At 42.5% G+C, this 25,615-nt stretch carries 25 protein-coding genes; 5 read left to right on the top strand and 20 right to left on the bottom strand.

Annotated elements, in window-relative coordinates:
* Positions 1–41: 41 nt before the first annotated feature.
* Positions 42–1,457, bottom strand: coding sequence for a BamA/TamA family outer membrane protein (locus tag HUJ21_RS04490; protein ID WP_291367713.1), 1,416 nt, complete (start codon positions 1,455–1,457; stop codon positions 42–44).
* Positions 1,458–1,530: 73 nt separating this feature from the next.
* Between HUJ21_RS04490 and yidD the strand changes: the two genes are divergently transcribed.
* Positions 1,531–1,791, top strand: a complete 261-nt coding sequence (gene yidD, locus HUJ21_RS04485; RefSeq protein ID WP_291367830.1) for a membrane protein insertion efficiency factor YidD — start codon at positions 1,531–1,533, stop codon at positions 1,789–1,791.
* A gap of 1 nt (position 1,792) precedes the next feature.
* Here the strand turns inward: yidD and HUJ21_RS04480 are convergent, their stop codons facing one another.
* From HUJ21_RS04480 to HUJ21_RS04460, 5 genes are read right to left on the bottom strand one after another with little or no spacing between them, the layout of a single operon-like run.
* Positions 1,793–2,899: a prolipoprotein diacylglyceryl transferase gene (locus HUJ21_RS04480; RefSeq protein WP_291367712.1), complete on the bottom strand. Its 1,107-nt coding sequence runs from the start codon at positions 2,897–2,899 to the stop codon at positions 1,793–1,795.
* A gap of 32 nt (positions 2,900–2,931) precedes the next feature.
* The gene (gene nadE, locus HUJ21_RS04475) at positions 2,932–4,788 is read right to left on the bottom strand and encodes an NAD(+) synthase (RefSeq protein WP_291367710.1); all 1,857 of its coding nucleotides are present in this window, start codon (positions 4,786–4,788) and stop codon (positions 2,932–2,934) included.
* A 37-nt stretch (positions 4,789–4,825) separates the two neighbouring features.
* Positions 4,826–5,569, bottom strand: a complete 744-nt coding sequence (gene rnc, locus HUJ21_RS04470; RefSeq protein WP_291367708.1) for a ribonuclease III — start codon at positions 5,567–5,569, stop codon at positions 4,826–4,828.
* Between the two features lie 2 nt (positions 5,570–5,571).
* Positions 5,572–6,825 (bottom strand): beta-ketoacyl-ACP synthase II, encoded by a 1,254-nt coding sequence (gene fabF, locus HUJ21_RS04465; protein WP_291367707.1) that lies wholly within the window; start codon positions 6,823–6,825, stop codon positions 5,572–5,574.
* Positions 6,826–6,844: 19 nt separating this feature from the next.
* Complete coding sequence (locus HUJ21_RS04460) at positions 6,845–7,081, bottom strand: acyl carrier protein (RefSeq protein ID WP_010855324.1); 237 nt, start codon at positions 7,079–7,081, stop codon at positions 6,845–6,847.
* A gap of 148 nt (positions 7,082–7,229) precedes the next feature.
* Between HUJ21_RS04460 and HUJ21_RS04455 the strand changes: the two genes are divergently transcribed.
* Positions 7,230–7,658: an IPExxxVDY family protein gene (locus HUJ21_RS04455; RefSeq protein ID WP_291367695.1), complete on the top strand. Its 429-nt coding sequence runs from the start codon at positions 7,230–7,232 to the stop codon at positions 7,656–7,658.
* Positions 7,659–7,671: 13 nt separating this feature from the next.
* Positions 7,672–9,102 carry a pyruvate kinase gene (gene pyk, locus HUJ21_RS04450; RefSeq protein WP_291367694.1) on the top strand — a complete coding sequence of 477 codons (1,431 nt, stop codon included), beginning with the start codon at positions 7,672–7,674 and terminating at the stop codon, positions 9,100–9,102.
* Positions 9,103–9,200: 98 nt separating this feature from the next.
* Here pyk and HUJ21_RS04445 read toward each other — a convergent pair whose 3' ends face one another.
* From HUJ21_RS04445 to HUJ21_RS04425, 5 genes are read right to left on the bottom strand one after another with little or no spacing between them, the layout of a single operon-like run.
* On the bottom strand, positions 9,201–10,766 hold the full coding sequence (locus tag HUJ21_RS04445; RefSeq protein WP_291367693.1) for an NFACT RNA binding domain-containing protein: 1,566 nt from the start codon (positions 10,764–10,766) through the stop codon (positions 9,201–9,203).
* Position 10,767: 1 nt separating this feature from the next.
* Entirely contained in the window at positions 10,768–11,529 is a 762-nt protein-coding gene (locus HUJ21_RS04440) for an MBL fold metallo-hydrolase (protein WP_291367691.1), read from the bottom strand.
* A complete protein-coding gene (locus tag HUJ21_RS04435; protein ID WP_166142868.1) occupies positions 11,526–11,804 on the bottom strand; it encodes a hypothetical protein in 279 nt (92 codons plus the stop codon). The genes HUJ21_RS04440 and HUJ21_RS04435 overlap by 4 nt, the downstream gene beginning before the upstream one ends.
* Before the next feature lie 4 nt (positions 11,805–11,808).
* Positions 11,809–12,189: a response regulator gene (locus HUJ21_RS04430; protein WP_166142870.1), complete on the bottom strand. Its 381-nt coding sequence runs from the start codon at positions 12,187–12,189 to the stop codon at positions 11,809–11,811.
* Positions 12,182–12,940 (bottom strand): hybrid sensor histidine kinase/response regulator, encoded by a 759-nt coding sequence (locus HUJ21_RS04425; RefSeq protein ID WP_291367687.1) that lies wholly within the window; start codon positions 12,938–12,940, stop codon positions 12,182–12,184. The genes HUJ21_RS04430 and HUJ21_RS04425 overlap by 8 nt, the downstream gene beginning before the upstream one ends.
* A 47-nt stretch (positions 12,941–12,987) precedes the next feature.
* Here HUJ21_RS04425 and miaA point away from each other — a divergent pair, with 47 nt between their 5' ends.
* Positions 12,988–13,902, top strand: a complete 915-nt coding sequence (miaA, locus tag HUJ21_RS04420; protein WP_291367685.1) for a tRNA (adenosine(37)-N6)-dimethylallyltransferase MiaA — start codon at positions 12,988–12,990, stop codon at positions 13,900–13,902.
* On the opposite strand, the gene HUJ21_RS04415 is transcribed toward miaA, so the two are convergent.
* The 5 genes from HUJ21_RS04415 to HUJ21_RS04395 all read right to left on the bottom strand — a co-directional run bounded on the left by HUJ21_RS04415 (position 13,887) and on the right by HUJ21_RS04395 (position 20,051).
* Positions 13,887–14,261, bottom strand: coding sequence for a hypothetical protein (locus tag HUJ21_RS04415; protein ID WP_291367683.1), 375 nt, complete (start codon positions 14,259–14,261; stop codon positions 13,887–13,889). The two genes, miaA and HUJ21_RS04415, sit on opposite strands and share 16 nt — an antisense overlap.
* A gap of 1 nt (position 14,262) precedes the next feature.
* Positions 14,263–15,237, bottom strand: coding sequence for a 6-phosphofructokinase (pfkA, locus tag HUJ21_RS04410; RefSeq protein ID WP_291367681.1), 975 nt, complete (start codon positions 15,235–15,237; stop codon positions 14,263–14,265).
* Positions 15,238–15,397: 160 nt separating this feature from the next.
* Positions 15,398–17,206: a translational GTPase TypA gene (gene typA / locus HUJ21_RS04405; RefSeq protein WP_291367679.1), complete on the bottom strand. Its 1,809-nt coding sequence runs from the start codon at positions 17,204–17,206 to the stop codon at positions 15,398–15,400.
* 106 nt (positions 17,207–17,312) lie between these two features.
* On the bottom strand, positions 17,313–17,750 hold the full coding sequence (locus tag HUJ21_RS04400) for a hypothetical protein (RefSeq protein WP_291367677.1): 438 nt from the start codon (positions 17,748–17,750) through the stop codon (positions 17,313–17,315).
* A gap of 153 nt (positions 17,751–17,903) precedes the next feature.
* On the bottom strand, positions 17,904–20,051 hold the full coding sequence (locus tag HUJ21_RS04395) for a TIM-barrel domain-containing protein (protein WP_291367675.1): 2,148 nt from the start codon (positions 20,049–20,051) through the stop codon (positions 17,904–17,906).
* Between the two features lie 138 nt (positions 20,052–20,189).
* Between HUJ21_RS04395 and HUJ21_RS04390 the strand changes: the two genes are divergently transcribed.
* On the top strand, positions 20,190–21,575 hold the full coding sequence (locus HUJ21_RS04390; protein ID WP_291367673.1) for a DUF3748 domain-containing protein: 1,386 nt from the start codon (positions 20,190–20,192) through the stop codon (positions 21,573–21,575).
* Position 21,576: 1 nt separating this feature from the next.
* Here the strand turns inward: HUJ21_RS04390 and HUJ21_RS04385 are convergent, their stop codons facing one another.
* The 4 genes from HUJ21_RS04385 to HUJ21_RS04370 form a co-directional block, all read right to left on the bottom strand.
* Positions 21,577–22,032: a hypothetical protein gene (locus HUJ21_RS04385; RefSeq protein WP_291367671.1), complete on the bottom strand. Its 456-nt coding sequence runs from the start codon at positions 22,030–22,032 to the stop codon at positions 21,577–21,579.
* A 4-nt stretch (positions 22,033–22,036) separates the two neighbouring features.
* Positions 22,037–23,266: a sulfite oxidase gene (locus HUJ21_RS04380; RefSeq protein WP_291367669.1), complete on the bottom strand. Its 1,230-nt coding sequence runs from the start codon at positions 23,264–23,266 to the stop codon at positions 22,037–22,039.
* A 75-nt stretch (positions 23,267–23,341) separates the two neighbouring features.
* Positions 23,342–24,040, bottom strand: a complete 699-nt coding sequence (locus tag HUJ21_RS04375; protein ID WP_291367667.1) for an ABC transporter ATP-binding protein — start codon at positions 24,038–24,040, stop codon at positions 23,342–23,344.
* Complete coding sequence (locus HUJ21_RS04370; RefSeq protein WP_291367665.1) at positions 24,037–25,524, bottom strand: DUF5687 family protein; 1,488 nt, start codon at positions 25,522–25,524, stop codon at positions 24,037–24,039. Before HUJ21_RS04370 ends, HUJ21_RS04375 begins: the two co-directional genes overlap by 4 nt.
* Between the last annotated feature and the right edge of the window lie 91 nt (positions 25,525–25,615).

Raw genomic sequence — 25,615 nt, 5'->3', positions numbered from 1 at the left:
ATATAATACAAAAAAATGTATATTAAAAACAATTAAGAAATTTATAACGGGGCTTTTACATTGATAAAGAAACTTCCGGGACCCGTATTGGTGAAAGAATATTCAAAGCGGAAAACGGCATCATAGATACCGATAAGGTCCAGACCCAGGCCAAAACCAGATAGGTACCGGTTCGTCAACCGGGCATTTTCCGGCAGCCTGTTGGCATCCCTGACAAAACCCTGGTCAAAATTGGCGCTCAGGTAGAGTTGAAAGGGAATGATGGAAAACTCTTCAAGTGGCATAAAATCAGAAATATCAAAAGCTACATTGAGTAATTCATACCGAAGACTGTTTTTATGCACGAAGGTTTGTTGTCCTTCTATGACATTTACCTCATAGCCCCTGATAAAATCAGGTTTATAACCTATACCCCTCACCAGGGTATATGGTTGCCTGGAACTGAAAAATGCTGATCCGGAAATTCCCGTTGCAAAGTAGAATTTCCCACCCAGGGGAGTGTATTTGCTGGCCAGGATAGAGAATTCGGTTTCACTGATATTGTCTCCCGCAAAGAGGCCATATTGTGTCAGGCTCAGGTCCAGTAATGTGCCCTGGGTAGCATAGGCCACATTATCCCTATGGTCGTGCCGGTACCGGTAGGTAGCCTGAAAATACTTGAGCCTTTGGCTGTCATGGGTAAAGTAGTCAGGATTTTGCTCCAGCACATCTTCATGAATCCGGGTATTGTGAAAACCAAGCGTCAGGAAATGGGTATTGTAAAAACTACCCCTGAAGTTGTAAGTTAAAAAAGCATTGATGGTTTTTCTGAGGACATCTTCTTCCTGGTTTTTATAAAAAAATTGTTTGTTGTCTACAGATCTGATGGGTATATTTTTGTTGGTATAATAGTTAAACTTGGCTGCCAATCCGTGCACCTGGTTTTTGTCAAAGTAAGGTATGCTGTAATTCAGGTCAATGGCCTGGGTAAAGCCCAATTGTCCGATGATCCGAAGTTTTTCATTCCTGCCACCTACATTGTTGTGGTCTAGCTTAATACCATAATTGACTCTGGAAAAGTCCCTGCCTTGATTGATCCACCATTCCGAAAAATTTCTATCTGCAAGGTTAAAAATAATGCTGGGCAGAATGTACCATCTTTCTTTTAAGGATACCAGTAATTCCACCTGGTCATCTTCCAGAAAAAGGGGGGTGAGTGTTACAGTAGTAAAGAGCTGCAGGTTATAGATTTTTTTTTGATCAGCCAGCAATAGCTGTACGAAGTCATTCCAATCATATACCCCACCTTCCTCAATATCCATTTCTCTTAAAATGATCCTTCGGCGGGTTTTTTCATTTCCTACCACGAATATATTGTTCACCGTCACTCTTTCCGGAGGACTCGACTGCTTTATAGTGTCTATGGTGGAAATATCCCCGGCATGCCCCTGCTGGCTTGCCAAAAAACCTAAAACCAAAAGTAAGAAAAGAGATATTAAAGGCTTAAATGTCAAAATGACCCGAAAGTTGATAGGTGGATACAGAACTTTAATGTTATTTTTTTTCTTATATCCTATAAATACGATAAAAGTGAAGCAAATAGTCAAGAAAATTGCAATATTTCCCATATTGGTCTATCAATATCTCTTATCACCCTTATTTCCAAGGTCTTGCAGGTATCATCCTACTTGTAGTCAATACATGAAGGAAGCTATTTTGAAACATGGAGTATTCAAAGGAGGCTGGTTGGGATTGAAAAGAATAAGCAGGTGCCACCCCTGGGGAGGGCAGGGACACGATCCTGTCCCCTGATTTACTCCTCAATGTTTTTTTTGCTTCCGTTTTTCAGGGCATAAAATACAAGTCCGATTCCAGCAAGAACCAGGGGAATACTCAATGCCTGCCCCATATTGAATGCCAGGTTGTCCTCAAATTCTACCTGATTTTCTTTGAAAAACTCCCAAACAAACCGCATTCCAAATACGGATATCAGGAATATTCCCAGGTATAAACCTTCGGGAATGGTGGAGGTATACTTCTTCCATCCCAAAAAGAGGAAAGCAAATATCAGCAGGTAGGTAATGGATTCGTAAATTTGGGTAGGGTGTTTGGCTATCCCAAAAGTTTTGACCACAGCGAGGTAGTGGCTGCCCTGGTCCCGGATCTCCAAATCAAGAGGTGCTTCAGGATCTTCTGCCATGTACTTTTTTGAACTGCTAAACCGGGTCAGGGCATACTTGATATCCCTTTCCAAAACGTTTCTCAGATTATTTTCATCAAAACCCCCCTTGTTGATCTTTATGTCTATGTTAACAGGTACCCTTCCGGATCCAGTCAATTCTTCCTTCCGGTCATTGGGTTTATAAGCGGTGATATCTTCAATGGGAAGGTTCATGGTAAGCAGGATTTCCTCCGTATCTCTGGCAAAAACAAATCCTGAATCCGTGCCTGTGGCTTTTCCGCCAATTTCTGAATTCATGAGGTTACCAAACCTGATCAATGCCCCTGTCAGCGCAACTACGATCACTATCCGGTCCACCACCCAAAGGTAAGATTGGCCCGGGGTCTTTTTCGCATATAGCCAGAGCGCAAAAAGTATCCCAATGGCCGCTCCATGACTGGCAAGGCCCCCTTCCCATACCTTCAGTATGTCAATGGGGTTGCTCAGGTATCTGGCAGGCTCATAAAAGAGTACATGCCCCAAACGCGCACCGATAATGGTAGCCAGCACCATGTAGATGGTCAACCGGTCAACAAGGTTTTCATCCTGCCCCTCTTTTTTGAAAAAGTGTATCATGATCTGCTGGGAAATGATAAATCCTAGGGCGAAAAGCAGGCTGTACCAACGAAGCCTGTCAAACCCTGAAAAAACCGCCGGATTTGGACTCCAAACTACATAATACAAAATACTGTTGATCATTGCTTCTGTTTTTTTTAGCTAATTGCCTAAAGTTATTCTTCGGTATTTTCCATTTCCTTTAATTCTTCCTGATACCCTCCTGATAAAATGGGAAATCGATACCAGGTTTTAGGGTCCACATTAAACTCATCCAGATGAAAAGATGGAGCCAGTCTTTCTCTCTTCCATTGGTTTCTGGACCACAACCGAAAGAATTTGGCAATGTAACTTTTTAAAATAGATGGTTCAAGAGAAAGTTCTTCTTTCAGGTTCAGATAAATATCTATGGGGGAGCGTTTGTCTCTTATGGCCAGTTGCTCAATGGCGGTGAGTACCGGGTAGGGCATCAGGTCTTCCTCATCAGTTTGTTTTCTTTCCTTTGGTCTCAACTCAGCAGTAGGTTGTAGCGCATTGACTTCCTTTAGTCCCTCATAGCCCAATGTGCTCTCCGCCCATCGCAGCCATTGCAAAATAAAATCCTTTGAAACAGCCGCAATGGGGGAGATACTGCCACTTGTATCTCCGTCCATGGTGGTATAACCTACGTCCCCCTCACTCCTGTTAGAGGTGCTTAATAAAAGGCTGTTGTTGATGTTGGCCAGCATCCAAATAATCGGGGATCGCGCTCTGGCCTGGATATTTTGCAAGGCTATGTCATCCTTTTCCCATTCCAGCTTTCTACCCAGGGCAGCTTCTATTTTTCTGGTGTAGGAGGCTACCTCTTCATCAATAGACCATTGGTTAAAAACAGCACCAATGCTTTCGGCCAGTGATTTTGCACTATTAAATGTATCGGCAGAGGAGTTTTTTGTGCCCTGATAAGCAGTGGTAAGCAGTTTTCCGGTAATGTCTTTGACGCTGCTTTTGGGGTCAATGTCTGAAGACCGGTGAATTTTTTCCAGAAAAAGGGGTGTACCCAGGCATAGAATGCCTCTTCTGACCATTTCCGCAACCAAAATGGCAATTGTGGAAGAATCCGCACCCCCACTTAGGGAAAGTACAAAACCTTTGCTCTTGCTTTTTCGCAGGTAATCAAACAAAGCCAGCGAAACAGCAGCTGTAAATTCTTCGTTTTTGCTTTCGGTTGCCCTTTTTTCAGGGGTTTCTAGTGTTTTAGGTATGGGGTATTTGAAGCTAATGAGTTGGTAATCCTTAAAGGATAACAAGGGGTTCTTATACAAGAGCTCTCCCTTATCAGCAAAAAGAACTTCTCCATCAAAGATCATCCTTCCACTTTCATTGCCCAGCAGGTTGACATAAAAATAAGCAGCCTCTAATGCTTCGGAACTCTCTGTAACGAGTATTTCCCTTTGGTGGCTTTTTCCCATAGCAAAATGGCTTGCGCTGGGGTTAAGTATAAGGTTCACTTTTCGATCTTTCAGCCGGTAACCGGGCCGGGCATCTCCTCTCCAGGCATCTTCACATATTTCAAAACCATAGTGAAGTCCTTTTTTTTCAAATATCATGTCCCCAAAAGGAACCGAGGCCCCGTCAAAATCCATGCTTGACATCAATCCGGCTTTCCAGGGAGTAAACCAACGGCATTCATAATGTACCCCGTCACTGGCCAAAAATTGCTTGGGGACAAAACCAAGGACTTTGCCATTTTCAAGCACAGCCATGCAATTGTAAACTTTTTGGTTGATGCGGCAGGGTAAACCCAGGCAGACGGTAATTCCTTTGGTGAAAGGAAGGGCTTTTTTGAGATAGGCAAGGGCTTTTTTGGGATACCAGTAACTTAGAAAAAGATCTTCACTTCCGTAGCCTGTAATGCTCAGTTCGGGAAAGCAAAGCAAGTCCACGCTTTGGTCCTTCGCTTTTTGAATGGCTTGCTGAATATGGTGAAAGTTTCCCTCCCAATCCAGGGGTGTTTGGTTTACTGTTGCGCCTGCAAGATGTAGAGAAGACATAAATTTAGATTTTCACCCAAAATAATGAATGACCTTTTTAAAAGATAATTTGTAATTTTTCGCAGGCTATTCTGGCAGCCTCCTGTTCGGCTTTTTTCTTTGTAGGCCCTTTTCCTTCCGAGAAAGAAGAGCCCTCTATATTCAAGCTTACGGTAAATTCCTTGAATCTTTGGTTGCCATCTACGGATTTTAACTCAAAATCAATCTCCTTGTTATCTTTTTGAGACCATTCTATGATTTTACTTTTAAAGTTTATCGTTGTAGCGATGATGCTGTCCAGATCAAAGAAAGGGTTGATGAGTCTTTTGTTTATGAATTTTTTACAGAAATAGTATCCTCTGTCCAGGTAAATGGCCCCAATCAGCGCTTCAAGGGTATCGCCATAAAGGGATTTAAATGAATTAGGTACTTTGCCATCCATTTCAGATTCTACAATGATGGGTAAACCGATTTTTTGGCCCACCTGGTTCAGTGATTCTCTGTTAACAATTCGGGAACGGGTTTCTGTGAGGAAGCCCTCGTTCCTGTAGGGGAATTTTTGAAAAAGATATTCTGCTACAACGGTACCCAGGACCGCATCTCCAAGATACTCCAGACGTTCATTGCTGATTTTTACGCCGGATTTTATTTCTTTGGATACCGAGACGTGCCGGAAAGCCAGCCTGTAAAGGGATAAATTTAAAGGCTTGCTACCCACTATGTTCTTGATAGCGGAAGCAAGCCTTTTTTCTTTCTTGTTGTAAGTTAGCTCCTGAACCCTGAGCAACCGAAGTAATTTCAAATTTATTCCTTTGTTTTTTTGAAAATGATGGAACAGTTATGGCCGCCAAATCCAAAAGTGTTACTTAGCGCTATATTCACTTCCCGCTCCTGGGCTTTATTGAAAGTGAGGTTCAATTTTGGGTCCACTTCTTCATCATCCGTAAAATGATTTATGGTAGGAGGGACAAGATTATTTTTCATGGCAAGAATCGAGGCGATGGCTTCAACAGCACCTGCAGCACCTAGCAAATGTCCAGTCATGGATTTGGTGCTACTGATATTCATTTCATAGGCATGATCACCAAAGATTTTTTTTATGGCTTTGACTTCACTCAAATCTCCCAGTGGAGTAGAGGTTCCATGTACATTGATATAGTCGATGGCTTCGGCTGAAATCCCGGCATCTTCAAGGGCAAATTTCATTACATTGGCTGCACCCCTGCCTTCAGGGTGTGGTGCAGTGATATGATAAGCATCGCCAGTCATACCTCCCCCAATCAATTCAGCATAGATCTTGGCTCCACGGGCTTTGGCATGCTCATACTCTTCCAGAATCAGCGCACCTGCACCTTCTCCCAGTACAAATCCATCCCTGTCTTTATCAAAGGGTCTGGAGGCTGTTGCCGGATCGTCATTTCTTTGAGAAAGCGCTTTAAGGGCATTGAAACCACCTACACCTGCTTCTGTTACAGCCGCTTCGGAACCTCCGGAGATAAATACATTTGCCTTGCCCAAACGGATATAGTTAAAGGCATCTATTAATGCATTGGTGGCCGATGCGCAAGCCGAAACCGTAGCAAAATTAGGTCCCTGAAATCCATATTTAATGGAGATAAACCCTGCAGCTATATCCGCAATCATTTTAGGGATAAAGAATGGGTTAAATCTAGGGACACCTTCTCCATTGACAAAATCGGTGACTTCATCCTGAAAGGTTTTAAGCCCACCAATACCAGACCCCCAAATCACCCCGGCCCTGCTTAGGTCAATCTTCTCCAGGTTTAAACCTGAATCATTCATGGCCTCCTCCACAGCAACCATGGCATACTGGGTGTAAGGATCAATTTTTCTTGCTTCCTTCCTGTCTAAAAAATCCGATATATCAAGATTTTTAACTTCACAGGCAAATTGGGTTTTGAATTTTGAGGCGTCAAAACGGGTAATAGGTGCAGCACCGCTTACACCATTTGTCAAACCGTTCCAAAATTCGTCAACGGTGTTACCAATTGGTGTAAGGGCACCTAAACCTGTTACTACAACTCTTCTTAAATTCATAAATGATTTTAAGTATGGGTTATTTTACGTTAGCTTCCAAATAGCTAACCGCCTGGCCAACCGTACCGATCTGTTCAGCCTGGTCATCCGGAATGGAAATGTTGAATTCTTTTTCGAATTCCATAATAAGTTCTACAGTATCCAAAGAATCGGCACCAAGGTCATTGGTGAAGCTCGCTTCGGGAGTAACTTCAGATTCTTCGACGCCTAACTTATCAACGATAATGGCTTTTACTTTTTGTGCAATTTCAGACATTTTGTGATCAGTTTAGTTTAAACACTCCGCAAAGAAAATTATTTAATACCTGAATGTCAAAAAAAAAGGCAAACTAAATTAAGAACTTTCCACCAGAGATTGAAGTTGGAATAAAATTTTTAACTTTGTTTTTTTAAATTCTTCCTAAATGAAGAAAAACAAACTTCATGTCGAAACGGTATTTGATTTTGATCTTTTAGGCCTTGTAGCCCCTCTAAAGGACTATAAACTGGCCTGGCTGATCAACCATACACTCGGGATCAATTTAAAAAAAACGGCAGATTATGAAATGGAATTTCTCCATCAGCCGGATTTAATTATTTCTCAATTTATTATAGAAAAAGAACATGGGTACATACAATTACTCAGAAATAAGTCATATCCGGTAAGGGGGCAGTCCAGATTTCTGGTTCCTGAGCTCAGGAATATGGATTACTTTTTACTCAGTCAGGACTTAACCTGTGAAGTGGATTTTAATACGTATATTGAAGGCCTTTCTAAGGTTAATGGAATCCATGGCATCGTAAAAATTGATATCAATAAGTTAAAATCAAAAGAAAACCTGTTAACATATTAAATAATACATAAAAATGAGAATACCTATTTTTAATAAAACGAAAATATTAGCTACCGTTGGTCCTGCCAGCAACACCAAAGAAACCATTACAGAATTGGTAATGGCGGGAGCTGATATTTTCAGATTAAATTTCTCCCATGGAGATCATGGGATCCACGCAGAAGTGGTCAAGACCATACGGGAGGTAAATAAAGATTTAGAATTTAATATAGGTATCCTTCAGGATCTTCAAGGACCAAAGATACGCGTAGGGGAGGTGGAAAATAATGGTGTGCTGATCAAGCAAGGAGATCCCATCACCATTACCAACGATCCTGTGGTAGGCACGGCCTCCCTGGTAAGTACGGTTTATCAGAATCTGCCAAATGATGTGGTGCAAGGTGATCGCATACTCATAGATGATGGAAATCTTGAGCTGGTGGTATTAAAGACGGATGGTAAAAATGTAGATTGTACAGTGGTGCATGGAGGCATTTTGAAATCCCGTAAAGGGATCAACCTTCCCAATACAAAGATCAGTGCTCCCTCATTGACTGAAAAAGACCTTATCGATTTGGAGTTTGGGCTGGAGAACGAAGTAGATTGGATCGCCCTTTCTTTTGTCCGCACAGCCGATGATATCCTGGATTTAAGGGAAAGAATTGCCAATGCCGGTAAGGATTGTAAAATTGTGGCCAAGATTGAAAAACCTGAGGCCTTGGACAATATTGATGAAATCATTGCGGCCACTGATGCCATCATGGTGGCAAGAGGAGATTTGGGTGTGGAAGTACCCATGGAAATCGTGCCTCTGTGGCAAAAAAGGATGGTTGAAAAATGCAAAATCGCCTGCAAGCCTGTCATCATTGCAACCCAGATGATGGAAAGTATGATTGTGAACCCCAGACCTACCAGGGCAGAAACAAATGACGTTGCCAGTGCGGTATTGGATGGAGCAGATGCCGTGATGTTATCGGCCGAAACAGCCTCGGGAAAATTCCCCATTGCTGCTGTGAAAGCCATGAGCAGGATCATTGACCATATAGAAGTAAATGCAGATATCTACCACAATCTGTACAAAATCCCTGAAGACACGGAGAGCTTTCTAAGCAATAACCTGTTATTGATGGCGAGCAGGCTGTCAAGAAATGTGAAAGCAAAGGCCATAGTAGGGATCACCACTTCCGGATTTACCGCCTTTAGGATTTCTTCCCACAGGCCTTCAGCAGCTATATTTGTTTTTACCCGGAACAAAAAACTTTTGACCCAACTCAGTTTGGTTTGGGGCATCAGGGCCTTTTATTACGACAACAGGGTCTCTACTGACGCCACTTTCCAGGACATCCAGGATAAGCTGAAAGAGGAGAACCATGTGACCGAAGGGGATATTATCATCAATACCGCAAGCATGCCTTTAAAGGCCAAAGGAAAAACAAATATGCTAAAAATACATGTGGTCGATTGATAGCTGCCCAACGGTGTGATTGTCTTGAAACCGCAAGGTTCGATTAGTTGACCAATAAATTTTTAGGCAGCCTGGTGAAATCAGGCTGCCTTTTTTTCTTACAGGTTTTCCGGCCCTTTCGGAGATACCATTATTACTTTTTCCCTGTCTACCATTACTGCGCCCGCAGGGGAACCCTTTACTTTACGGACAAATTTGCAGGGGGTGAATATCACAGCAGCCAGGGAGGTAGTCTTATTTTTGGAATAATAGGCTGCCAGGGCGGCGGCTTTTTCCAGAACGGGATTGGGAATAGCCATGCCCGATTGTTGTTTGATGATTACATGAGAGCCTGCAACATCTTTGGCATGTAACCAGATATCCTCTTTCCAGGTATATCTCCTTAACAACTCATCATTGGACCTGGCAGATTTTCCTACCCATACTTCGAAACCCTCTACTTCAAATTTTTTGTAAGGCAATTGTACCTGTTCCTGTTTTGAACCATGGATTGTTCCTGTTTTGGTTTTTGCTTTTAGGGTGCGGAAATCTTCCACTTGTAGCAATTCTTCCTCCTCCTGTTTTAATTCAGCAAGTTGTTTTTCCTTTACATCGAGATTTTTTCTTAATTGTTCAAATTCAATTTTTTTGTTTTTGCTTTTTCTGTAGAGGTTTTCGGCATGTTTTTGTGGGCTGGTTCCTTTTTTTAACTTAATTTCCCGAACCTCATTGGAATAAAAATCAAACAAATCCACCTGCTCTGACCCAGGGGGTATTTGATGGAGGTTTGCCATAATGATGTCTGCCGTTTGACTGAGGGCTGGCTCGCTTTCCATGATTTTTAGCTTATCCCTGGTTTTCTGGAGGTAATTCTCCGTTTTTTTCCTTTGCTCGGCTAAAGATCGCAACAAGGTTAGTTTTTGGTTGTCAAAGGCTTGTTGAACTACGGCTTTTTGGTAATAACTATTGGCGGCCTCCAGCGGATCAGTGGTAGAGAATAGCGCATTAGAGCAGGGAAGAAGGGTCAGTGAGTATTTGTCTTCCTCCTGATAAATGGAAAACAGGGGGCTTTCCATCATGTCCATTACTTCCTGTATCAATTTGAATCTCGTTTCCAGATCAGCTTCAATATATCCCTGCTTTTTCAACCAGGCTCTGGGTAGTTTTCCCAAGGTCGGCAAAAACTGGCTGGCATTGCCCTCCAGCGCTTTGAACCGGGCCCAGCTCAGGTCCAGTGGTTTTTCCAATCCAGAAAGTTGAATCGTCATGTCTTCTCTGAGATCCTTCCTGAACAACCGTACAGGAAGATCAACCCTGGAGGGGTATAGCAGGATATTGGACCTGCTTCCATGCATTTTAAACAACAATATCAAGCCATTGTCAAACTCCAGAAAAAAGGCCCTTTCAAATACCAGTAAGTGAATGCCGGTAAGGGTATGGTGAAGGATCTCCGGAAACAGGTCAACATTGTTTTTTTTGCTTCTTTTAAAATCCTCAGGAAAGCTCAGGCTGGTATTTGATGGGAGCAATAATGCCCTGATATGAAAAGATCGGTTTTCTTTGGTTTGAAATTCAAGTATCAATTCTTCTTTATGCTGTGAAAAGCAGGCTGTAGTAAGGGCGCCGAGAATTTTTTTTTCCAATGCAGGGCAAAGAAAGCGGAGAAAGTGATAATTCAGGTGCATGTCAGGTGCTGATTTGTAAGCCGTCAAAAGCCAGGGCTACATTTTCAGGCAGGTTGGTTTGAACCTTTTGATGCAGGCCCAACTTATGGCTAATATGAGTCAGGTAGGCGCTTTCCGGATTGATTTCTTCTATGAAAGCAAGGGCCTCCTCCAAAGTAAAGTGTGAAATATGTGGTTTAATTTGCAAAGCATTCAGAACCAATATTTTTGTCCCTTTGACTTTTTCAATCTCCTCGGGTGAGATGTAATTGGCATCAGTAATATAGGTAAAGTCACCTATCCTAAACCCGAAAACCGGTAATTTGTGATGCATGACCTGAATTGGGGTGAAAGTGATACCCATCACATCAAAGGGGAGGTTGTTGACTTCATGCATCATCACCCTGGGTATCCCGGGATATTTGTTTTTCGCAAAAATATAAGCAAATTCTGATTTGATCTGATTCAGTACCTGAGTAGTGCCAAATAAGGGGATGTCTGTTTGCTGCTTGAAATTGAATGGCCTGATATCGTCCAGACCTGCAGTATGGTCTTTGTGCTCATGAGTGTATACCACCGCATCAAGCCTGTTTATGGAATTATGGAGCATTTGCAATCTGAAATCCGGACCTGTATCTATGACGATACTTGTACCCTGATCTTCAATGTGAAGGGATGTCCTCAATCGTTTGTCCCGGAAATCCAAAGACCGGCAGACCTCGCAATTGCAACCAATGACAGGCACACCTTGAGAAGTTCCAGTCCCTAAAAATGTTATGTTCAAAGCTTCAATTCAGTTTGTTTAAGTTCAATCAGAAAATCTTGTTGTTTCTGGTTTTCAAAAGACTGAGGGTTAAAATCAAGCGTTTTTAAGATTTCCAGCAAAGCATTTATTTTGCCCTCCAAGGTGAAATACTTATTGATGATAACGATCTTAGTGTCTTTTAGAATACAATAACCTGATTTAAAATTGCCTTTTTCATACCTAAGGTGATATTCAGAGGCAGCAAAAATATTTTCCAATTTGTCCAAATAGTTTTTGGTATACTTGATGGGCATTTTATTACTTGAAAAGATGCTTTTTTACTGTAGAAAGCAGTAAATCATAATCCAAAGGCTTTTGAACATAGTCATCAAGACCTGCTTTTTTGAAATCATCAAGGGTGAAATTTTTATAATTCCCTGTGATGGCAATGATCGGGATTCCTGATTTTTTTGCATCAGGAAGTTTACGGATGGCTTTGGTACAGGCAATGCCATCCATCACAGGCATATTGATATCCATCAGTATCAGGTCAAAGTCCTCATTTTCCAACTTATCCAGTACCTGTTTCCCATTTTTAACAGCTGTTATATGAAAGTTTTCAAATAACAGAACGTTTTTTGTTAAATTGATGATCACAGAGCTGTCTTCCGCTACCAGTACTTTTTTGGATTCACTCATATTTTGCAAATATTTTATCGTTTTCAATAAGCTTTTGGTAGGTTTTTAATCCCTCTTCCAACTTTCTAATTTCCTTGTATAATTCGTTATGTTCCAATTGCTTGATTTTTTTTTCAAAATTGGAAGTGACTTTGTGGATCACATTTACCCCCAAAGTTCCTGAATTACCCTTCAATATGTGAAGTTTTTCTCCAATTTCCTCAAATTTTTCCAAATCTGCCAATTTTTTTATTTCTTCAGTCAGGCTTTCCGCTTCTTCTAAAAAGTCATGATAGACTGATTTTATGTTATCCAGGTTATGGTATTTTAATAACTGTTGAATGACAGATTCATTGAGATTGACTTCTTCATTGGAATCATTTTCTGAAGTATCGGTTTTCTGAAGGCCTGGTTGCAAATGGAAATGGATGGTTTCCAAAAGGTCTTTTGGTTTCACCGGTTTGGCAATAAAATCATCAAACCCGGTAGATAAAAAATATTCCCGATCACCCTGATTGGAATAGGCGGAAATGGCAATGATGGGGATATTGGTGATTTCTTCTTCTTTAATTATTTTGAGACAGGAGATTCCATCCAGCCTGGGCATCTGTATGTCCATCAAAACAATGTCATACTTTTTTGTTTTGAGCATCTCAATGGCCTCCATGCCATCAGAGGCAGATTCAAAAAAATAGTTGTGTCCGATTACATTTTCGAAAACCCTGCGGTTCAGTGCATTGTCATCTACGATCAGGACTTTTTTGTTTTTCATGGCTGAAATTCCTTAACTTCGGGATTCTATTCTAGGTTTCACAAAATTTGACTCCCATCAACAAAATTCTTTTAGTCGTCGCCGGTCCAACTGCTGTAGGCAAAACTGATTTGTGCATAAATTTAGCCAAAAAATTTAATACTTCTATTATTTCCTCGGATAGTAGACAATTTTTTCGGGAAATGAATGTAGGTACTGCAAAACCGGGTACAGAGGATTTGAAAAAAGTACCCCATTTTTTTATTGATAACAAGTCCATTCACGATCCTTATGATGTTAAAGCTTTTGAAAAAGATGCGCTTCATTTAATTGAAAAGCTCTTCATAGATCAGGATTTGCTCATCATGACTGGTGGCTCAGGTTTGTATATCGATGCAGTGGTAGATGGGCTGGATGAGATGCCAGAAACAGACCAGCAGATCAGGGAAGAGCTAAATCTCAAATACCGGAACGGCGGCTTGCCTGCGCTGCAAAATAGGTTATTGGACCTGGATCCGGAATATTTTCATCAGGTGGATCTCAATAACCCTCAGCGACTGATCAGGGCCCTGGAGGTATGTCTGAGCACCGGTAAACCTTTCAGTCGATTTAGGAAAAAAAGTAAAAAGTCAAGACCATTCAGGGCCTTAAAAATAGCACTTAGCAGGGACAGAAAAGAGCTTTATGCAAGGATAGACCAAAGGATGGATGAAATGATCCGAAATGGCCTTTTTGAAGAAGCGGCTCAATTGTATCCTCATCGGGAATTGAATGCACTTCAGACGGTAGGCTATAAAGAAATATTTGGGTATTTGGATAGAGAATATGATAGGGAAGAAGCTATCAGATTGCTGAAAAGAAACTCCCGAAGATATGCCAAGCGGCAGTTGACCTGGCTGCGAAGGGATCCGGACTATGTTTGGTTTCACCCCCAATCATTTACTGACATCCTGTCCTGGATATTGGTTCAAATGTCCCGGTGACCCAGAAGTTTAGCCACAAAGGAATAAGGCTTGGTTTTAAGCAGCTTATTGTATTCATACCTTATCCGTTTTGCCTGAAGAATCTTTTCTTCAAGAAGGTTGGTACGCTCAGGATCATTAGCAGTCCGTGGCGAATTCCGCATTTCCCTGAACAGTCGTTCCGCCTTTGAAAGATCAATAACAGGGAAAGAATTCTGGTGTTCATCTGTCTTACCCATGCCTAAATCACCCATAAGCCCTGAGATTTGCTGCAAGGCTGTTTGCATGTTTTTTCTTTTTTGTAACAGGTTGTAATGCACCAGAATTACAAACAGGAACACAAAACCCCCCAGGGAAATAAAAATTGGTATGAATCCCATTTCAGATACTTAACAGTTCCTGAAGCCTGAGGTATTCTTCTTTCAGGGGTTTGCTTTTATTGATACATTCCTCGAAGGAAGAATAAACGACCTGATCGTTAATAATTCCTGCCATACAATTTGATTCGCCTTTTAGCAATCCCTCCACTGCCGCCATGCCACTTCTGCTGCCTAAAATTCTGTCTTTGGCCGTAGGGCTACCACCTCTTTGGATATGGCCCAGAGTAGTGACTTTAAATTCTTTATCATCCCCTTTAAACTGGGATTTAACCCTATCCATAATCTGCGCTGCACCGCCCTCTTCATCACCTTCCGCTACCACCACTATACTTGAAGTTTTGGATTTTCTAAGTCCTTTGAGTGACTTTACCACATCCTCTATGGTGGTGGTTGTCTCCGGTACCATGACCAGTTCAGCTCCCCCACCTATACCACATTCTATGGCAATATATCCACTATCCCTTCCCATTACTTCTATGAAAAAGATCCGGTCATGTGCTGCCGCTGTATCCCTGATTTTATCGATGGCTTCCAATGCCGTATTAACTGCAGTATCAAAACCTATGGTATAGTCGGTGCCAAAAATATCATTGTCTATGGTTCCGGGGCATCCCACAGTAGGTATGCCGTATTCCTCAAAGAATATTTTTGCTCCGGTGAAAGTGCCATCACCTCCTATAGCCACCAACCCTTCTATCCCATGTTTGGTGAGTTCCTCATAGGCTTTTTTCCGGCCCTCTTTGGTTCGGAAATTCTCACTTCTTGCAGATTTTAGTATGGTCCCACCTCTTTGTAGGATATTACTTACCGAATGGGATTGCATTTTCCTGATGCTTCCATTTATCATTCCGTCGTAACCATACATGATGCCATAAACATCAATCTCGTGGTATATACCTGTTCTGACTACCGCCCTGATACAGGCATTCATTCCGGGTGAATCTCCTCCTGATGTAAATACTGCAATTTTCTTCATGATTGGATTTATATGGTAGGGGACCCGAAGTTGGAAATATGGCAAGGTTTCCAATCGGGATCAATAATTCATATCAAAGCCCAAATTTAAGGAAATATGGTCAATCGTTCAGCAAGAAATAAAAAAAGGATGGAAAATTAATCCCATCCTTTTTGAAAGTTTATGCATCCTGCATTTTTGCAGCTTTGTTTCTCTCGTTCTCGTTCAGGTGTATTTTCCGCATCCGGATACTTTTTGGAGTAACTTCCAGATATTCATCTTTCTGAATGTATTCCATAGCCTCTTCCAGGGAAAATTTTCTGGCTGGCGCAATTTTAGTATTTGTATCTGAGCCGGAAGCCCGCATATTGGTGAGCTGTTTTCCTTTTTGTACATTCACTACGATGTCATTGTCACGGGAATGCTCTCCAATTACCTGGCCGGCATACAACTCCTCTCCCGGATCTACAAAGAAAAAGCCCCTGTCCTGTAATTTGTCAATGGCATAAGCCGTACATGCACCACCTTCCATAGAAATCAAAGATCCATTGACTCTTCCGGGAATGACTCCTTTGAATGGTTCATAGGCTGAGAACCGGTGATTCATGATGGCTTCACCCTGGGTGGCAGTCAGTACATTATTTCTTAATCCAATTAATCCTCTGGACGGGATTTTGAATTCCAGATGCTGTAAATCTCCTTTTGGCTCCATGACCAACAGCTCACCTTTTCTTTGGGTAGCCAATTCGATAACCTTACCTGCAGCCGTATCGGGAACATCTACAACCAAAGTTTCAATGGGTTCATGTTTCTCCCCATTGACGGTTTTGTAAAGAACCTGAGGCTGTCCCACCTGGATTTCGTATCCTTCTCTGCGCATGGTTTCAATCAGCACGGACAAGTGAAGAATGCCTCTGCCATAGACCAGAAATTTATCTTCACTGTCAGTGGGTTCAACCCGCAAGGCAAGGTTCTTTTCTGTTTCCTTCATCAGTCTGTCCCTCAGGTGCCTGGAGGTAACGAACTTACCTTCTTTCCCGAAAAACGGAGAATTGTTGATGGTGAAAAGCATGTTCATGGTAGGCTCGTCGATAGTGATCCTGGGTAAGGGTTCGGGCTTTTCCAGGTCGGCTACCGTATCTCCGATATCAAAGCCCTCAATGCCGGTAATGGCACAAATATCTCCGGGTTGCACCTCAGAAACTCTGTTTTTACCGAGGCCTTCAAAAACATGAACTTCTTTGACTTTTATTCTTTTGGTGCTTCCATCTGCCTTGCAAAGGGAATATTGCTGGCCTTCTATGATCTGTCCTCTCTTTACTCTTCCGATAGCTATCCTGCCCACAAAGTTAGAATAATCCAGAGAGGTGATTTGCATTTGGGTGCTTCCTTCTTCAATCTTCGGTTCTGGAATGTATTTTACAATAGCATCCAGCAGAGGGATAATGGAATCTGTTGGGTTTTTCCAGTCAGGCCCCATCCAGTTATTTTTGGCAGAACCATAAAGGGTATGGAATTCCAACTGCTCCTCGGTAGCATCCAGGTTAAACATCAATTCAAAGACTGCTTCCTGCACTTCATCAGGCCTGCAGTTTTCTTTGTCTACTTTATTGACGACTACAATAGGGGTGAGACCCAATTCCAGCGCTTTTCCCAGAACAAAACGGGTTTGTGGCATGGGACCTTCAAAGGCATCCACCAATAATATAACCCCATCTGCCATTTTCAAAACCCGTTCCACTTCACCACCAAAATCAGCGTGACCAGGTGTGTCTATGATATTAATTTTGATATCCTGATACCTGACAGAAACATTTTTGGAAAGAATGGTAATGCCCCTTTCCCTTTCCAGGTCGTTGTTGTCCAGGATCAGGTCCTCAAATTGTTGGTTCTCTCTGAAAATTTTTGAGGCGTGAATGATTTTGTCCACCAGGGTAGTTTTCCCATGGTCAACGTGTGCGATAATCGCAATATTACGGATACTCTGCATGTGTAATTGAATTAAGGTGCAAAAGTACGAATAATATTTTGAAAATTAATTTATAAATAAGATTGATAATGAATTCATAATAATCATTTTACCCTTCAATCGTTTTTTATTTCACTTCAAAAGGACGGCTTTTCAATACCACATGACTCCCGGGAAAATTTATTTCCAAATCGTTTTCAGCTGTTACCAGGATTATTGTGGGCCGGTATTGGGTGGTTGCCTCAAAAGCAGCTTTTCCCCTATTCCTGAACATGCCACTATTATTGGACATTTCTCCCAGCTTTTTGATGCCCTGATCCGTATCTATCCAAACCAGATAATGCTTTTTAGGAGGAGATAGCCTCTCGGGTAAGGCCAGATTATTAACATTCAACTCCACTTCATAAACCCCCTCCTTATTTTTTCCGATTTTGGCAGCAGGTTCAGCAGCAGGTACCACTGCTGAAACCGGAAAGGTGATTTTAGTGGAGCAGGATGTAAATCCCCCTAAGATAAAAAGTATAAGAAATAAGTTTGTTTTTTTGAAATGTGTCGTGCTTTTCATTTTATATCTAGGTATGGATGATTAAAAGAATGAAGTAACATATTGAATATTTCCTCCAAACATCTAATTGGATAACATATTCCTTTAAATATAGTTATTTTAAATCAATGTTTTTCCCCGTGAGGACGCCAATAAAAATACCTTTCATGCAAATTATTGATTGGTCATAAATTTCCAGCTGACGGCACCAATATGATCAGGCTTTCCCTTTGCTGCTTTAGAAACACTCCCTTTCCATTTTCCTCTTCCATCCTTTTCAACTTTTATTTCCCTCCATGAAAAATCACCCTTTTCATAGGCGAAGGACTCCCCATCATCATCGTAAAGGAAATAAATGGAGGGAGTTACTCCATAATGCCTTATTTCCAGGTCAAAAGATTCCCCTTTAGCAGGCGCATGTAATCTAGGCTCCATCATGGGAATAATTCCTCCCTCTTTGACAAAAACAGGAATCTGGTCCAGTCGGGCAGTTATGGAAATGATTTCCCCATTACCGGCGTAGCTTCCATCATAGAAATCATACCAATTCCCTTTTGGCAGTATTACTTCCCGTGAGGTTTCGCCAGCAAAAAAAGGGGCTACCAAAAGCGAGGGTCCCGCCATGTATTGGTCTTTGATCTCTTTCTTCAGCGCTTCTTCATAAGGGTTGGATTCCAGGTCCATTGCATTGCTGCGCTGCACCAGAATTTTCTCCTCAAACCCGGGTTCCAGGTTCATACCCCGGAATGGAGGCATGCCTTCAAAATGATATTCGGCAAAGCTGCTATACCAGTAAGGCATCATCTGCATGCGCAATAATGCCATGGCTTTTACTTCTTCTTCCACCTCAGGGTAGGTCCAGGGCTTGGTGCCGCTTGCCCAGGCATTGATCATGGCCATGGGAGAAAAGACCACCGTTTGAAATCTTCTCAACCATTCCTCAGCAGTATCGGAGGCCCTTGCTTCGGGGGTCCATAATACCCCCGCATAGCCACTGTTAATGAGGGCTGTAATGAAATCCTTGTGGTTGTAATAATCATTGTACAACACATAGGGAAAAGAAACTCCACCTCCATTCGAGGCCCTCACCAATCCGTAGGTTCTGCGATCCTGTTCCCGAAAAAGTTTGGCGCTCTGTTGCTGAACCAATAATCCATAAGTCTGGCGCAGCTGCTCAGCTGCCAGACCAGAAGGAAAGGTAGCTACATCCGGCCAAAGCCAGCGGTCATATCCATCTACCTCATCGATCTTGTATCCACCCACTCCAACACCAATATGGTCTTTTTTAAATTTGCCCCAGTAAATGTTTCGTGCCTTTTCCATGCTCAGATCAGGCACAGCTCCTGCCCAGACCGTATGGCTTCCATAATAGGGTTTTAGCTCCTCATAAAAATCTGCTTCCGGTGAAACATAAGGGTTGATCCAAAGATTTAAGCCTACGCCTTTCTTTCTTAAGGTCGCTGCCAATGCTGCCGGATCCGGGAACCTTCCAGCATCCCAGTCAAAGGTATTCGGGTAGGATTTACTCAGCCATCCGGGTTCCAAACCTATAAAATCCAGGGGGAAACCTCTCTTTTCAAACTCATCTACTTCCGAGATGACATCATCCTGGTCATAAAGCCGGTGAACGCGTTGCGTGAATCCCAGACCCCAGCGTGGAGGTAAGGGGCCTCCACCATTGAATAAGTTAAACCTTTGTACAGCTGCTAAGGGAGAAGGGCCTGCAAACAAGTAAAACTCGACACCCCCGGCAGGAACAAGGATTTCCACCCCATCTGAATAAGGACTGGCGGTCCATTCCGGATCTGTATTGCGATCCCTTGCAATTGCGGGATCTTTGCTGTCCAGCCGGGAGGCAGATCCTGCATAAATATCAAGGTACCTGGCGGAGTTGATGAAAATTCCATATCCCAGATCAGAAACATAAAATGGAACAGGAGCATGGGTTCGGCCGTTATCGACTCCTCCGTAATGATCTACATGGAGTCTTAATATACGTCCCCTTTGGTGGACCGTTTTGAAGTTCAAACCGAATCCAAAAAGCTGTTCCTCCCTCTTTAAGGGAAATCTCAAATAGGTTTTACCATCTTTTTGCCTGGCCGTAACCTCTTTTTTATCCAGAGGGAACGGTGCCGCGCCCAATTTTTCTATGGCAGCCATTTTGGTAGTGGGATCCGCAGCCGACAAAAGGTCATAGCTTTCAGGAATCCCTGTTGTGCCTTTCCAGATTCCCGGGGCGATGGACTCCCATTGGATTTCCTGGGCCTGGGAGACAGAATAGAAACCAATAAAAAAAATCAAGCAGTAAATGTTATATTTCATTTTTCCGGATTTATTGTAAGACTGGTAATATTCAGAAAAAAATCGGATTTATAAAACCGATTGCAATTAGGCTGATGAAAAATGGTAAAAATGAGCTATTGGGAAGTATATTTAACAAATACAGATAAAACTTGCTCAATGCTCCATTCTTTCCTCAAAATTTGTGCGTTTACTTACTTTATGATACTCCTGATACAGCCTGCTTACTCCCAGGATTTTTGGAATATCCGGCAATTGACATTTAAACCTCAAAATCATGAACTGGACCATAACCAAAATTTTTCTCCCGACGATCAGTGGATTGTTTACGATACCCGGCCGGATCCTGCAGGAATAGCCCTGAATGACAGGATTGAAAAGGTACATGTGGAAAACGGAGAATCCCAAATCATTTACCAGGTAGCATCCCCGAATCCCTATGGCCCCGGAGTAGGGGCGGTAAGCTACCATCCTTACCATAACCAGGTGGTTTTCATTCATGGCTTGCCCCTTTCGGATGAGGATACTCCTTACGCTGGACACAGGCGTCTGGGGATGATCGTTGATGAATCCGCTGGAAATCGATCTTATTGGATGGATAGCCGGGATGTTTCAGCTCCTTTTACACCGGGAGCGCTTAGAGGAGGAACGCACCGCCATCAGTGGAGCGGTGATGGAGACTGGTTGGGCTTTACCTATAACGATGCCTTGATGGTAGCTTTGGAGGAAAAAACCGGCAAGGTACATGACTTAAGAACAGTAGGGGTGTCCAAAAAGCGGGCTCCAGTGATAGAGGTGGATATGGATCAGTCTGTGGAAAATATTCAGGGAAGTTGGTTTTCCGTCGTATTGGTCAAAGTGATGGCTGCGCCTAAACCCGGTAGCGACGAAATCAGCCGTGCATATAGCGATTGGTGGGTTGGTAAAAAAGGATATCAGCGAGAAGATGGAAGCTGGCAGCTTTCAAGGGCTTTTTTAGGAGATTTGCTAAATGGGGATGGAAAGAAATTGACAGAGGTTTTTATAGCGGATGTACCAGAGGATATTCATAAAGCCGGTATTTACGGACCGCTGGAAGGGACCCTGACTACCATGCCAATGCCTCCGAAGGATGCCAGATGGAGAAGGTTGACATTTACCGAAAACAGGAAATATCCTGGTGTCTCCCCGGAACCCAGACACTGGGTAAGTTCATCTATGGACGGGACTTATGTGAGTTACCTGGCCAAAGACGACAGGGGAATCGTTCAGGTGTTTTTGGTACCCAGTCTGGGTGGGGATTCTATCCAGGTAAGTTTTCATGATAGCCATGTACAAAGCATGGTGAGCTGGCATCCTGAAATCAGGGAATTTGCCTATGTTTGTGACAATGCAATTTACCTCAATCGATTGGATGGCCAGGGAAGTCCTGGACTTCCGATTAGGATCAGTCCTGGGTTTGTTTCTGCCCCTTTTGCCCTGGCTTATTCACGCAATGGAAACAGATTGGCTTTTAACAAAAAGATTGAAGGGTTTATTCAGGTATTTTTGGCCGAAAGGCCCTAAATCAGTCTTTTAACTCGTACCATTCTATATTGGTAAGAGGTGGTCGTCTACCCGTTTTTACCGGAGCATAATTTGCTGACAGGTAATCCAGTATGGCCTCTTCCTGTTCTCCCAACTCCCAAAGGTTTTGGGTTTCCTGCATCCACCGAATCATTTGTTCCCATCCTTCCCGGTCTGCACGGTTTTGCGTGACCAGTTTGGCGGAATGACAGGCAGTACAGTGGGCAATGACCAGTTCCAAACCTTCACTGGCAATTAATCCTGTTGGTTCATGTATGCCGTTTTGAATGTCAGATTCAATCCCTTCTACGGCAAGGGGCTTATCTGCATTTTTTATTTCTCCATCGGCGGGAGGCACATCGGGCAAAGACTGAAAATAAATGCCAAAACCAATCAGAATCAGCACCAAAAGGCCTGCGCCAATCAATAATCTTAAATTATTAGGTAGATGTTGCATGTTTTTAAGATACTTTTATGGCTATCCTGTGGCAGGCATTATTAAGGTAGCCTTTGGGATTCCAGCCAGGGGTAAGCATGGGTTGGCTTATTCCCTCGCTATCGGTAGCTTTTGCCCAGACTTCATAGTATCCCTTTTGGGGAAAGGTGATTGCTGCTTCAAACCGTTGCCAGGCGTAGGGATTGACAGCAGCTTTCAGTTTGCAGGGCTTCCAGGTAGCTCCGAAATCAATAGAATATTCCATTTCGCTGATATTTCCAGCACCGGTCCAGGCATGCCCACGAATAGTCAACTTTTGGTTTTCCCCGATAATGGCTCCGGATTTTGGATAGGTGATCAGGGATTTTACCGGCATTTTTTCAATGATACACATGTCTTCATTGGCGACATTAGTCCCCGGCTGTACGGGTTCGCAAGGAACTGAATAGGAGGGTGGTGCCATTTTTTCTCCATCATGCACCCTATCTCTTACTGCCAGGGTATGGATCCACTTCCCGGAAACGGAGGCTGGGAATCCGGATGCTATCAGGCGCAGGGGATGGCCATGGGCAATGGGGATATCCTGATCATTCATGGCATATGCCAGCAGTGTCTGGTCTTCCATGGCTTTGTTTATGGGGATCCCTCTTGAAATCGGGTTTTTATTGGGGTCCCTGCTGAGGTGGGTATCCGCGCCATAATATCCGACATAGACAGCATTGTCTTTGATGCCCACATCCCGAAGTACATCTCTTAACCTGACCCCTGTCCACCTGGCGCAGGAAACCGCCCCAACTGTCCATTGATTACCTTCGGCCGGAGGATAGAATTCGCTTCTCCCATTTCCACCACATTCCAAAACCAATTGGTAGCTGTGTGGGTTAAATTTTGTTTTCAATTCTTGAAGGGAATAGGTTTTTTCCTGACCGGAAGATTCGCCTTTAATGGTTAATGTCCATGAATTGACGTTTATATCTTCCGGGATTATTCCATTGTTCCGGATAAACATTTTATCTGCCGGGGTAACGGGATCATCGAGTAAATGGGCCTGAGCCTCTACATTCCAAGGTTGGTCATTCAGGACCACCATTTCCTCATGTTTTCCAAAAAGTTTGCCCGGATCATTTTCCTGGTTTAAAGCCAGGGGAAGATATCCTTCGGGAAGGGCATAAACAATTTTTGCACCAAGCAGCGCGCCCAATGAACCCAAAGATGTTTTCTTGATAAAATTTCTTCTGTTGGAAGGCTTTCTCATATCATTAAATTTTTAAGCAAATTAGCATGTGGAGGATTCAATCAATCCATAAACTTTCGGTTTCCCGTGGATGTTTTAGCCTACATTGAAATAGCTGTTTAATTCCTCCGTCATTTTATTCTTTTCATCAAGGTCTTTGATCATTTGCCCTTTTTCCAATAAAACTATCCGGTCACAGATTTCTATGACATGGTTGAGATCATGGCTGGAGATCAGAAAGGTGACCTGATGGTCTGCTTTTTCTTTCAGGATAAGTTTTTTAAGCCGGATTTGTGAACTGGGATCCAGGTTTTCGAATGGCTCATCCAAAAGGACAGCTTCGGGATTTCCTAGCATGGCTGCCGCAATGCCCACTTTCTTGATGTTCCCTTTGGAAAGGTCCCGGATGTATTTTTTACTCCCAAGGATTTCTCCATTGAAGAAATCGGTGAATTTTTCCATATGCAGGTTCAGATCCTGATCTGAAAGGTGATAGATTTTCCGTAGGGCATTAAAATATTCCTCAGGACTGAGGTAGGAAAGCAACATGTTTTCGTCAAGGTAAGCACCTACTTTAGTTTTCCACTGTTCACCTTTGCTTACATCTTCTTCATCTACCATTACTACACCTTCGGTAGCCCGAACCAAATCCAGCATGATCCGGAATAGCGTAGTTTTTCCGGCACCATTATTCCCTACCAGGCCAAAACACTGGCTTTTGGGGATAATCAGTTCAGGAATATTAAGCACCGTGGCCTCCCCATAAATTTTCTTCAATCCATTTATTTTTATCATAATTCCTGTCGAAAGGCGGAGGAAATTTCATATTTGTTTTGAATGACTTTTTCTGCCATGGAAGTCGAAACCTTTCGAAATACCAGTAATCCAAAAGCTCCTGTAATGCTCATGGCCAACAAGCCTGCATAATCACCAAACAGGTAGGCAAAAGGTAGAAATACCGCATATGGTGCGGCAATCAGTGGTATGAACATCAAAAATTGTGACAAACCCATGCCTTCATAATTGAACATAGAACCTTTATTCAGGTCCATGGGTTTGGGTTTCCATAAAGCCAGGTAAATGACCAGGTGAATGGTGATACCTATATTGAACAAAAAGGTGGCCAGGTGGATCAGTAAAACATTCCAACCAAAATACACATAAGGTATGGACAGGATGAAACACAAAAAGGAAATCCCTGTAAACAAAAGGTATTTTCCCCTGACCAGTGCCTTCAAACCATTTTTTTGGTGAACATAGAAATCAAATGCCGGGGAGTTCCAACTCAAAAAAAGCTGTCCATACTGTAACATGAAAATACCGGTGATAAAGGTCCCCACAAAAATAAATTGATGATTAAAGCCGGATGTTGACTGGAAGGCAGGATTGTTATAAAAAATAAGCCCGTATAACAGGAAGACCAGGCATAACATCAAGTATGTCCGGCTTTTTTTATGTCTGATGATCAGTTTCCATTCCAAATTGGCCATTTCTCCCGCAAGCCCGAATTTTGACAGAAAGCCCAGGTTTTTATTGGCAAACTGCAGGTGTTCTTTTTCACTAAGTTCTTCCAGATAGGCATTTTGGCGATAAAAGGCGAAACAAAGAAAGTAGCTCAAAATCAATAGGGTGAGCAGCAAGAAAATCGGTACGGGACTTTCCAGGGCAAAAGTAAATACAGGCTCAAAAAAGGCTCCCAGGTCATAGAAACCAAAATAATTGGCCCCAAGGCTGATCAGTAGGGTAGTGAAAACGGCCAATGTGCCTATCAGGCTGTCCTCAAATCGCTGTTTGAACCAAAGAATAAACCAATGTATGGACCAACTGGTAAGAATTACGGCTGCCAGCCAAATTCCCGCTGGCAATCCACCATAAATGGGTTTGATCTCCATAAGTGCAAAAGGTCCGAAAACCAATAAAGAAATAATGTTTAGGGGAGAAATGAAGCTGCTACCAAGGAGGAAATGAATGATTTTGGATTTGGACAGGGGTAGATGCAGAAAACTGCCCAGGCTGATGACGGGCAATTGCTGTATAAAATACCGGTAAATGAGTTCTAACAAGAAAAAATACAACAGGCAACTGTTGATAAAGACCACAGCATCATCTTTTCCGAGTACTTCCCTGATGAGCTTGTTAAGTACCAGGCCCAGGAGCAACAGATAACCCAAAAGGAAAATACCGATAAAAAAAACAAAAATCCCAATGGCAAGGCTTCTGGCAAAGGAAGTACTTCTTATCCTTTTTAATATTTCCAGTTTTATCAGGTTGCTCACCATATTCGTTATTGGGTTTTTATTGTCGCCTATCAATTAGGAATCAAAATTCAATTTCTAAAATATAAAAAAATTAACAACTGCCGTTAAAAAT

Source organism: Cyclobacterium sp., assembly GCF_014762705.1.
Taxonomy (GTDB): Bacteria; Bacteroidota; Bacteroidia; order Cytophagales; family Cyclobacteriaceae; genus Cyclobacterium.
This window is presented reverse-complemented; position numbering and strand designations above follow the sequence as displayed.